The 11,266-nt window shown below is 54.6% G+C and carries 5 protein-coding genes, 2 tRNA genes and 3 rRNA genes; all 10 read right to left on the bottom strand.

The window, feature by feature from the left end; all coding sequences use genetic code 11:
• Positions 1-2 precede the first annotated feature (2 nt).
• Positions 3-2,306 carry a PqiB family protein gene (locus tag M1D99_RS05115; RefSeq protein ID WP_186729801.1) on the bottom strand — a complete coding sequence of 768 codons (2,304 nt, stop codon included), beginning with the start codon at positions 2,304-2,306 and terminating at the stop codon, positions 3-5.
• Positions 2,299-2,922: a paraquat-inducible protein A gene (locus tag M1D99_RS05110; RefSeq protein WP_434576356.1), complete on the bottom strand. Its 624-nt coding sequence runs from the start codon at positions 2,920-2,922 to the stop codon at positions 2,299-2,301. Before M1D99_RS05110 ends, M1D99_RS05115 begins: the two co-directional genes overlap by 8 nt.
• Entirely contained in the window at positions 2,909-3,568 is a 660-nt protein-coding gene (locus tag M1D99_RS05105; RefSeq protein WP_434574328.1) for a paraquat-inducible protein A, read from the bottom strand. The genes M1D99_RS05110 and M1D99_RS05105 overlap by 14 nt, the downstream gene beginning before the upstream one ends.
• A 148-nt stretch (positions 3,569-3,716) precedes the next feature.
• A 5S ribosomal RNA gene (rrf, locus tag M1D99_RS05100) occupies positions 3,717-3,832 on the bottom strand.
• Between the two features lie 157 nt (positions 3,833-3,989).
• A 23S ribosomal RNA gene (locus M1D99_RS05095) occupies positions 3,990-6,881 on the bottom strand.
• A 246-nt stretch (positions 6,882-7,127) separates the two neighbouring features.
• Positions 7,128-7,203 (bottom strand) — tRNA-Ala (locus tag M1D99_RS05090).
• A 30-nt stretch (positions 7,204-7,233) separates the two neighbouring features.
• Positions 7,234-7,310 (bottom strand) — tRNA-Ile (locus tag M1D99_RS05085).
• A 160-nt stretch (positions 7,311-7,470) separates the two neighbouring features.
• Positions 7,471-9,007: ribosomal RNA gene (locus tag M1D99_RS05080) — 16S ribosomal RNA — on the bottom strand.
• The 16S, 23S and 5S rRNA genes sit together here with 2 tRNA genes alongside, the layout of an rRNA operon.
• Before the next feature lie 554 nt (positions 9,008-9,561).
• Positions 9,562-10,182: a protein-methionine-sulfoxide reductase heme-binding subunit MsrQ gene (gene msrQ / locus M1D99_RS05075; RefSeq protein WP_434574326.1), complete on the bottom strand. Its 621-nt coding sequence runs from the start codon at positions 10,180-10,182 to the stop codon at positions 9,562-9,564.
• The gene (gene msrP, locus M1D99_RS05070) at positions 10,182-11,195 is read right to left on the bottom strand and encodes a protein-methionine-sulfoxide reductase catalytic subunit MsrP (protein ID WP_458131465.1); all 1,014 of its coding nucleotides are present in this window, start codon (positions 11,193-11,195) and stop codon (positions 10,182-10,184) included. Before msrP ends, msrQ begins: the two co-directional genes overlap by 1 nt.
• Positions 11,196-11,266: the final 71 nt, after the last annotated feature.

Below are 11,266 nucleotides of genomic sequence, written 5' to 3'. Positions count from 1 at the left end.
GCTTACTTGCCGAGACTGATCTTCGGTGCCCAGGTCAGCCATTCATCTTCAAACTTGTCGAACAACGGGAAGGTTTGCTCCGGTCGCGCCGGGTTGCCCATCCGCTCACCATCCGGCGTTGCGAACGCAATGCCGCCCTGGATCAACGTTTCAAGGGACTCGGTTCGCACCGTCGCGCCCTTGAACAGACCGAAGTCCAGACCGAAGCCACTGCTGTTCCAGAAGCGAGAGCCGCTGCGCACCAGCGGTGCATACTTGGGCTCGATCAGGATATGGATCAGCACCCGGTCCGCCGTCTGGCCGAGTTCATAACCAGTGACCTTGCCCACCGTGATTTCCCGATAGGTGACCGGCACGCCGATCTTCAACGAACCACGGCGGGCTGCGCTCAGCACCAGGCTGAGACCGGCCTCGGGTATAGCGCTTTCCGGCGGGTTGGCCAGGGCCACGAAGCTTTTCTGTGGCCCAAGGTTTTTCACCGAAGGCTGCACTTCAACGTATTGGCCTGTGACCAGCGTCTCCAGGTTGGAGGTCTTCATCAACCCCAACTCAGGCTTGACCACCCAGAACTGCGACCCGACCCGGGCGATGCGCTCCGGCACTTCGGTGATACGCGCAGTGAGCAACACCGATTGCATGTCGGCGCTGAGATCGACACCTTCGATCTTGCCCACGTCCAGCCCTTTGAAACGGATCGGCGTACCACTGCGCAAGCCATCGGCGCGGTCGACCTTGATCGTCACCACGGTGCCGCGCTGTTGTGCGGCTTCGTGATCGGCAAACAGCCGGAAACGCGGAATGCGTCTTTTCAGTGGCACATTGGGTTCCGGCGTTTCGAAGGCAATCCCGCCGGCCATCAGGCTTTGCAAGGATTCGCTCTTGACCTGGATCCCCCCTGTCAAACCGCCCGTGAGCGTGATGCCACTGGCGTTCCAGAACCGTGTCGAGCCGTTGACCAGCCCTTCATATTCCTTCTCGATGTGTACACCAATGATCAGTTGCTTCTTTTTGCGAGAAAACTGGTAGCTCTGCACCGAGCCGACCTTGACCTGCTTGTAGAGAATCGGACTGCCGACTTCCAGGGAACCGAGGTTTTCGGTCAGCAGGACCAAATGCAGGCCCGGTGAACGCAAGTCCAGCGGTGGCGCCTTGGCCCGGGCTTCGTACTCGCGCTGCGGCGCGCCCCCCTTGTCACCCGGTCGCACGGCGATGTAGTTGCCCTTGACCAAGGCTTCCAGGCCGGTGATACCCGCCAGGGAGATCGACGGCTTGACGACCCAGAACTGCGTGCCGGTCACCAGGTAATCTTCGGCCAACGGGTCCAGGGTCAGTTCGGCCGTGGCACTGGCCAGATCCGGATCGACCTTGAGGGTCTTCAGACTGCCGACCTGAATGCCCTTGTACATCACAGGTGTGCGACCGGCCTGCAAGCCTTCGAAGTCGCTGAGCTTGACCTTCACGCGAATGCCCGCTGCCGCTGCATCGAAGTCTTCGTAAAGGCGGAAGGGCAGGCTTGGATCCGTCGGTGGACTGTCCTTGCGGCTTTCCGGCGTGGCGAAGGCGATGCCTCCGGCCACAATGCTGGCCAGGGACTCACTGCGCACTTTGACGCCCGAGAGGTTGGCATCGATGCTGATGCCACTGGCGTTCCAGAAACGCGTGTGTTTACGCACCAGGCTGGCGTAGGTCGGCTCGATGAAGATCTTGATTTCAACAGTGCGCTGGTCTTCGGACAACAGGTAGCTTTTCACCTGGCCAACCTGGATCTGCTTGTAGAAAACCGGACTGCCGCGGTCCAGCGACCCCAAGCGCTCAGCCTTCACAGTCAGGTGCAAACCCGGCTTGGAATCCGACAGCGGCGGCTCTTCGACCAAGGCCTTGAATTTACGGGTCGACTCACCTTCGCCCGGACTGATCGCCACGTAGTTGCCCGATACCAGGGTTTCCAGGCCGGTGATCCCGGCCAGGCTCACGCTCGGCTTGACCAACCAGAAACGTGTTCCGCTCTTGAGGTATTGCCCGACATCCTTGTTCATCTCGATGGTTGCGATGACGCCCTTCGAGCTGCCTTCATCATCGAGCGTGAGGTCTTTGACTTTGCCGACCGTCATGCCTTTGTAGACGACCTCGGTTTTGTTGACCTGAATCCCTTCACCGCTCTCAAAGCGCACATTGATTTCGATTCCGGTCTCGTTATAAGCCCGCCAGCCGAGCCAGCCGCCGATGATCAACGCAATCAGCGGCAGGACCCAGATGGCCGACCAGTTCGAAGCCGGTCGGGTTTTAGCGGTAGGCAAATCAGTCATGGTCGTTATCCGACTCCGTGTTATCCCAAATCAGTCGGGGATCGAAAGTTACTGCGGCAATCATTGTCAAAATCACTACGCTGGCGAAAGCAATCGCACCGAGACCGGCTTCGACACTGGCGAGTCGTCCAAAATTCACCACCGCCACCAGGATGGCGATCACGAAAATATCCAGCATCGACCAACGCCCAATGAACTCGATGAAACGGTACATCAGGATGCGTTGCCGCGCCGACATGGGCTGGTGCCGCTGTACGGAAAACAGTAACAAGGCGATGCCCACCAGTTTGAAGGTGGGCACGAGGATACTGGCGATGAACACCACGGCGGCGATAGGAATCATGCCGTGCTGAACCAACTCAATGACACCGGCCATGATGGTGCTCGGGGCGCCTTGGCCCAGCGAGTTGATGGTCATGATCGGCAGCATATTGGCCGGGATATAAAGAATCGCGGCAGTGATCAACAACGCCCAGGTCCGCATCAAGCTGTTCGGGCGACGGGGATGGACCAGTGCGCCGCAGCGAGTACAGGTTTGGTTGTCGGTTTCGGCGTCTTGTCGATTCAACTCATGGCATTCCGTACAAACCAGAATGCCGGCATCAATCGCCCGCATGGGCATCTTCTCCTGATAACGCCTGCCAGATCTGATGCGGTGACATCACCACTTCCAGCCAGACCTGAACAAGTAACAAACTGATGAAGCACACCAAGCCAAGGCCTACGGTGATGGCCGCCATGTCTGCCAACTTGACGATGGCCACCAGCACGCCCATGAGGTAAACCTCGAGCATCCCCCAATCCCGTAGATGGTGATAAATGCGGTACAGCAACAAACCGTAGCTACGGCCGATATCCAAGCGAATGGTCAGCAATACCGCCAACTGACAAAGCAACTTGAGCAGCGGAATGCCCATGCTGCACAAAAACACAACGACCGAGACGCCTTGCATGCCGGTATCGAACAAACCCACTACTCCGCTCCAAACGGTGTCCTGGGAGGACTGCCCGAGCAGATTGAGTTGCATGATGGGTAAGAAGTTGGCTGGCACAAATAACAGCAAGGCAGCAATCACCAAGGCAAGGCTGCGTTCGACTACATTGTGTCTGTGGGCATACAGCTCGTAACCACAGCGGGGGCACTCGGCTTTTTCGCCATTGGCCAATTGGGGCTTGCGCATCAACAGGTCGCATTCATGACACGCCACCAGATCGCTCAGGGGTAGATCTGACAACCTATCAGTGTCTGACGGATCGGGCATAAACAGCTCTGGCTCAGCTAAGGTGGGGCTATTCTAGTGCTCCAGCTCGAAAATAACTGTGCAAATTTATCACGAGCTTTCGCAGAGTTTTATGGCGGGCAAAACAAAACCCCTACCTGCATCAGCAGATAGGGGTTTCGGAATTTAATCTTGACGATGACCTACTCTCACATGGGGAAACCCCACACTACCATCGGCGATGCATCGTTTCACTGCTGAGTTCGGGATGGGATCAGGTGGTTCCAATGCTCTATGGTCGTCAAGAAATTCGGGTACCGAGTCGTGGCCTGATGGCCTCGCTTCAGCAAATTGGGTATGTGACAGCTTTCGGTGTTTTGTGAGATTCGAACTTTCGGTTCGTTTCGTCTTCACACACCGCAATCTGGTGCTCTTTCGAGTCAGCAAATTGCTTGGGTGTTATATGGTCAAGCCTCACGGGCAATTAGTACAGGTTAGCTCAACGCCTCACAGCGCTTACACACCCTGCCTATCAACGTCGTAGTCTTCGACGGCCCTTCAGGGGACTCAAGGTCCCAGTGAGATCTCATCTTGAGGCAAGTTTCCCGCTTAGATGCTTTCAGCGGTTATCTTTCCCGAACATAGCTACCCGGCAATGCCACTGGCGTGACAACCGGAACACCAGAGGTTCGTCCACTCCGGTCCTCTCGTACTAGGAGCAGCCCCTCTCAAATCTCAAACGTCCACGGCAGATAGGGACCGAACTGTCTCACGACGTTCTAAACCCAGCTCGCGTACCACTTTAAATGGCGAACAGCCATACCCTTGGGACCGGCTTCAGCCCCAGGATGTGATGAGCCGACATCGAGGTGCCAAACACCGCCGTCGATATGAACTCTTGGGCGGTATCAGCCTGTTATCCCCGGAGTACCTTTTATCCGTTGAGCGATGGCCCTTCCATACAGAACCACCGGATCACTAAGACCTACTTTCGTACCTGCTCGACGTGTCTGTCTCGCAGTCAAGCGCGCTTTTGCCTTTATACTCTACGACCGATTTCCGACCGGTCTGAGCGCACCTTCGTACTCCTCCGTTACTCTTTAGGAGGAGACCGCCCCAGTCAAACTACCCACCATACACTGTCCTCGATCCGGATAACGGACCTGAGTTAGAACCTCAAAGTTGCCAGGGTGGTATTTCAAGGATGGCTCCACGCAGACTGGCGTCCACGCTTCAAAGCCTCCCACCTATCCTACACAAGCAAATTCAAAGTCCAGTGCAAAGCTATAGTAAAGGTTCACGGGGTCTTTCCGTCTAGCCGCGGATACACTGCATCTTCACAGCGATTTCAATTTCACTGAGTCTCGGGTGGAGACAGCGCCGCCATCGTTACGCCATTCGTGCAGGTCGGAACTTACCCGACAAGGAATTTCGCTACCTTAGGACCGTTATAGTTACGGCCGCCGTTTACCGGGGCTTCGATCAAGAGCTTCGCGTTAGCTAACCCCATCAATTAACCTTCCGGCACCGGGCAGGCGTCACACCCTATACGTCCACTTTCGTGTTTGCAGAGTGCTGTGTTTTTAATAAACAGTCGCAGCGGCCTGGTATCTTCGACCGGCGTGGGCTTACGCAGCAAGTGCTTCACCCTCACCGGCGCACCTTCTCCCGAAGTTACGGTGCCATTTTGCCTAGTTCCTTCACCCGAGTTCTCTCAAGCGCCTTGGTATTCTCTACCCAACCACCTGTGTCGGTTTGGGGTACGGTTCCTGGTTACCTGAAGCTTAGAAGCTTTTCTTGGAAGCATGGCATCAACCACTTCGTCACCCAAAGGGTAACTCGTCATCAGCTCTCGGCCTTGGAATCCCGGATTTACCTAAGATTCCAGCCTACCACCTTAAACTTGGACAACCAACGCCAAGCTGGCCTAGCCTTCTCCGTCCCTCCATCGCAATAACCAGAAGTACAGGAATATTAACCTGTTTTCCATCGACTACGCTTTTCAGCCTCGCCTTAGGGACCGACTAACCCTGCGTCGATTAACGTTGCGCAGGAAACCTTGGTCTTTCGGCGTGGGTGTTTTTCACACCCATTGTCGTTACTCATGTCAGCATTCGCACTTCTGATACCTCCAGCAAGCTTCTCAACTCACCTTCACAGGCTTACAGAACGCTCCTCTACCGCATCACTTACGTGATACCCGTAGCTTCGGTGTATGGTTTGAGCCCCGTTACATCTTCCGCGCAGGCCGACTCGACTAGTGAGCTATTACGCTTTCTTTAAAGGGTGGCTGCTTCTAAGCCAACCTCCTAGCTGTCTAAGCCTTCCCACATCGTTTCCCACTTAACCATAACTTTGGGACCTTAGCTGACGGTCTGGGTTGTTTCCCTTTTCACGACGGACGTTAGCACCCGCCGTGTGTCTCCCATGCTCGGCACTTGTAGGTATTCGGAGTTTGCATCGGTTTGGTAAGTCGGGATGACCCCCTAGCCGAAACAGTGCTCTACCCCCTACAGTGATACATGAGGCGCTACCTAAATAGCTTTCGAGGAGAACCAGCTATCTCCGAGCTTGATTAGCCTTTCACTCCGATCCACAGGTCATCCGCTAACTTTTCAACGGTAGTCGGTTCGGTCCTCCAGTTAGTGTTACCCAACCTTCAACCTGCCCATGGATAGATCGCCCGGTTTCGGGTCTATTCCCAGCGACTAGACGCCCTATTAAGACTCGCTTTCGCTACGCCTCCCCTATTCGGTTAAGCTCGCCACTGAAAATAAGTCGCTGACCCATTATACAAAAGGTACGCAGTCACCCAACAAAGTGGGCTCCCACTGCTTGTACGCATACGGTTTCAGGATCTATTTCACTCCCCTCTCCGGGGTTCTTTTCGCCTTTCCCTCACGGTACTAGTTCACTATCGGTCAGTCAGTAGTATTTAGCCTTGGAGGATGGTCCCCCCATATTCAGACAAAGTTTCTCGTGCTCCGTCCTACTCGATTTCACTTCTAAGATCCTTTCGCGTACAGGGCTATCACCCACTATGGCCGCACTTTCCAGAGCGTTCCGCTAAAATCAAAGAAGCTTAAGGGCTAGTCCCCGTTCGCTCGCCACTACTAAGGGAATCTCGGTTGATTTCTTTTCCTCAGGGTACTTAGATGTTTCAGTTCCCCTGGTTCGCCTCTTGCACCTATGTATTCAGTACAAGATAACCATCTTATGATGGCTGGGTTCCCCCATTCAGACATCTCCGGATCAAAGTCTGTTTGCCGACTCCCCGAAGCTTTTCGCAGGCTACCACGTCTTTCATCGCCTCTGACTGCCAAGGCATCCACCGTATGCGCTTCTTCACTTGACCATATAACCCCAAGCAATCTGGTTATACTGTGAAGACGACATTCGCCGAAAATTCGAATTTCTCAACTAAGAGAACTCACAAATTTTACCTTAGCCTGATCCGTTACCAGTGAAAGTAACGTTCAGTCTATCTTTCTATCACATACCCAAATTTTTAAAGAACGAACTAGTCAAAGACTAGAAATCAACATTCACCATCGAACCGATGGAATGCTCATTTCTAAGCTTTATACAATCGAAGCAGTAGTGGTGGAGCCAAGCGGGATCGAACCGCTGACCTCCTGCGTGCAAGGCAGGCGCTCTCCCAGCTGAGCTATGGCCCCGTATTTCTACAGGCGTTTCCCACACAAAATTGGTGGGTCTGGGCAGATTCGAACTGCCGACCTCACCCTTATCAGGGGTGCGCTCTAACCAACTGAGCTACAGACCCAATTTCGAGCTACTAAGGCCGACCTCACCCTGCTCTTTACCACAGAGCATGGGGTGCGCTCTAACCAACCAAGCTACAACCCTTTTGGCTGCTTCTATCGTCTTCTTCAATGAATCAAGCAATTCGTGTGGGAGCTCATGGAGCAGCTGCGGTCGTCGATTAAGGAGGTGATCCAGCCGCAGGTTCCCCTACGGCTACCTTGTTACGACTTCACCCCAGTCATGAATCACACCGTGGTAACCGTCCTCCCGAAGGTTAGACTAGCTACTTCTGGTGCAACCCACTCCCATGGTGTGACGGGCGGTGTGTACAAGGCCCGGGAACGTATTCACCGCGACATTCTGATTCGCGATTACTAGCGATTCCGACTTCACGCAGTCGAGTTGCAGACTGCGATCCGGACTACGATCGGTTTTGTGGGATTAGCTCCACCTCGCGGCTTGGCAACCCTCTGTACCGACCATTGTAGCACGTGTGTAGCCCAGGCCGTAAGGGCCATGATGACTTGACGTCATCCCCACCTTCCTCCGGTTTGTCACCGGCAGTCTCCTTAGAGTGCCCACCATAACGTGCTGGTAACTAAGGACAAGGGTTGCGCTCGTTACGGGACTTAACCCAACATCTCACGACACGAGCTGACGACAGCCATGCAGCACCTGTCTCAATGTTCCCGAAGGCACCAATCCATCTCTGGAAAGTTCATTGGATGTCAAGGCCTGGTAAGGTTCTTCGCGTTGCTTCGAATTAAACCACATGCTCCACCGCTTGTGCGGGCCCCCGTCAATTCATTTGAGTTTTAACCTTGCGGCCGTACTCCCCAGGCGGTCAACTTAATGCGTTAGCTGCGCCACTAAGAGCTCAAGGCTCCCAACGGCTAGTTGACATCGTTTACGGCGTGGACTACCAGGGTATCTAATCCTGTTTGCTCCCCACGCTTTCGCACCTCAGTGTCAGTATCAGTCCAGGTGGTCGCCTTCGCCACTGGTGTTCCTTCCTATATCTACGCATTTCACCGCTACACAGGAAATTCCACCACCCTCTACCATACTCTAGCTCGACAGTTTTGAATGCAGTTCCCAGGTTGAGCCCGGGGCTTTCACATCCAACTTAACGAACCACCTACGCGCGCTTTACGCCCAGTAATTCCGATTAACGCTTGCACCCTCTGTATTACCGCGGCTGCTGGCACAGAGTTAGCCGGTGCTTATTCTGTCGGTAACGTCAAAACACTAACGTATTAGGTTAATGCCCTTCCTCCCAACTTAAAGTGCTTTACAATCCGAAGACCTTCTTCACACACGCGGCATGGCTGGATCAGGCTTTCGCCCATTGTCCAATATTCCCCACTGCTGCCTCCCGTAGGAGTCTGGACCGTGTCTCAGTTCCAGTGTGACTGATCATCCTCTCAGACCAGTTACGGATCGTCGCCTTGGTGAGCCATTACCCCACCAACTAGCTAATCCGACCTAGGCTCATCTGATAGCGCAAGGCCCGAAGGTCCCCTGCTTTCTCCCGTAGGACGTATGCGGTATTAGCGTCCGTTTCCGAGCGTTATCCCCCACTACCAGGCAGATTCCTAGGCATTACTCACCCGTCCGCCGCTCTCAAGAGGTGCAAGCACCTCTCTACCGCTCGACTTGCATGTGTTAGGCCTGCCGCCAGCGTTCAATCTGAGCCATGATCAAACTCTTCAGTTCAAACATCTTTGGGTTTTGAGAAAACCCTAAACTTGGCTCAGCAATCGTTGGTTACATCTTTGATTTCTCGCGGAGTAACTTGTGATGCTGATAATCTGTTGACTAGCAGTCTGACTCCACAAGCACCCACACGAATTGCTTGATTCAGTTGTTAAAGAGCGGTTGGCTGAGTCTTTCGTCTCAACCGAGGCGCGCATTCTACAGCGCCCCGTGTATCTGTCAAGCGGTTATTTTAAGAAGTTTTCAAAGTTTCGCTTCGGAAACATCAACAACTTCAACCACTTGCGCTTCCGATCTCTCGTTAGCGGGAGGCGAATTCTACAGCGTTACTCGCTGCTGTCAACACCTCTTTTTTCACCGCTTTCGACCGAGAAGATCGAACCGCCGATAGAGCCAAACATCACCGCTCTACCTGCTCCTTCCAAGCTTCGATGAACTGAAGCCCTACACCCTCGAAACCTACTTAACTCATTGAAAATCAAGGAGTTTTCAGTTTCGACTGCGCCGGAAGTGGGGCGAATTATAGACTTCCAGAATCTGCCGTCAACCCCTAATTACGCTTTTGTTGCAGAAGATACTTTCCTACCCAGCAAACGCGGGATCCGACGCATAACCGACGGCACCCTTAGCACTAATAGTGCGGCACCTATAAAGGCGTATATCGCCCATTCTTTCAGATCCGCCCGCACGATCCACAGCATATGCAGCAGCCCCAGCCCCAGAATCAGATACACCAGGCGATGCAGTTTCTTCCAGCGCACCCCCAATCGTCGCTGACTGTAGCGATTGGATGTAACCGCCAATGCCAATAGCCCGAGAAACCCAAGCGCCCCCACAATAATATAAGGCCGCTTACTCAACTCGACGCCCAACTGCGACCAGTCGAACCCCAATATGAACGCCGCATACCCACTTAAATGCAGCACCACATAAGCAAAGCACCACAACCCCAACTGACGCCTGACTGCAATCCACCCCACCCACCCCGTCAATTTCTGCAACGGCGTCATGCTCAAGGTGATCAACAACAGGATCAGCGTCCCCAACCCGAGCCGATCCACCAGCACTTTGCCCGGGTCAGGACCCAACGAATTCATCAAGGCCTCGTAAAGCCAGAACAACGGCCAGACCGCCGCCGCGATGAAGAGGCTGATTCGCCAGACTGGAAAACGCATCAGTAGTCCTTCCTCAGGTCCATCCCTGCATATAAAGAAGCGACTTCATCCTGATAGCCGTTGAACATCAGCGTGTCGCGCACATTGGGACTGAACAGCCCGCTCGGCAAACGGCGCTCACGTGCCTGGGTCCAACGCGGGTGATCGACTGTTGGATTGACGTTGGCATAGAAACCGTATTCGTCAGACGCAATGCTTTGCCACGTGGTCTTCGGCTGCTCGCTCACCAGACTGATGCGCACGATGGACTTCACACTTTTGAACCCATACTTCCAAGGAACCACCAACCGCAGCGGCGCGCCGTTCTGGTTCGGCAACTCCCGCCCGTACATCCCCACCGCGAGGATCGCCAACGGGTGCATCGCCTCGTCCAAACGCAGCCCCTCCACATACGGCCAGTCGATCAAGGCGAAACCGGAACGCTGCCCCGGCATGACCTTGGGGTCCTGCAGGGTTTCGAAACGGATGTACTTGGCCTTTGAGGTCGGCTCGACTTGCTTGAGCAATGCGGAGATGGGAAAGCCGATCCACGGAATGACCATGGACCAGGCCTCGACACAGCGCAGCCGATAAATCCGCTCTTCCAGTTGATAAGGCTTCATGAAGTCTTCCAACCCATAGCGCCCCGGTTTACCCACCTCCCCGTCCACCACCACGCTCCAGGGCTCGGTCTTCAAGGAGCCGGCATTGGCTGCCGGGTCCCCTTTGTCGGTGCCGAACTCATAGAAGTTGTTGTAATGGGTCGCGTCCTTGAACGGTGTGATCGCCTCATTCTTGACCGTGACCGCCTCCCATTGGACCGAAGGCAGTTTCTCGGCAAACCAGGACGGCGCCTTGCCCGGTTCGACATCGGCATAACGCGCCGCATCGGCAGCGCTGGCCCATTGCGGCAAGCTGCTCACGGCGAGACCCGCCATGGTTGCACCGAGCATCTGGCGACGAGATAGATAGAAGGATTCGGGCGTGACGTCCGATTCACGGCAGTCGGACGACTTGGGGATCTTGATCAGCATGACAACTCCGCAGTATTGGAGGGCAGGTGCACCAATAGACTGCGGAGTATGGGGGAAATTACATTAAGGCA

Source organism: Pseudomonas sp. R3-41 (assembly GCF_054161485.1).
The sequence above is the reverse complement of the archived record's forward strand: the minus strand, read 5'-3'. Positions and strand labels throughout refer to the sequence as shown.

Bases quoted from the DNA above. Each gene is read 5' to 3' on its own strand.
- msrP (WP_458131465.1), bottom strand. From the start codon at position 11,195: ATGCTGATCAAGATCCCCAAGTCGTCCGACTGCCGTGAATCGGACGTC.
- msrQ (WP_434574326.1), bottom strand. From the start codon at position 10,182: ATGCGTTTTCCAGTCTGGCGAATCAGCCTCTTCATCGCGGCGGCGGTC.
- M1D99_RS05105 (WP_434574328.1), bottom strand. From the start codon at position 3,568: ATGCCCGATCCGTCAGACACTGATAGGTTGTCAGATCTACCCCTGAGC.
- M1D99_RS05115 (WP_186729801.1), bottom strand. From the start codon at position 2,306: ATGACTGATTTGCCTACCGCTAAAACCCGACCGGCTTCGAACTGGTCG.
- M1D99_RS05110 (WP_434576356.1), bottom strand. From the start codon at position 2,922: ATGCGGGCGATTGATGCCGGCATTCTGGTTTGTACGGAATGCCATGAG.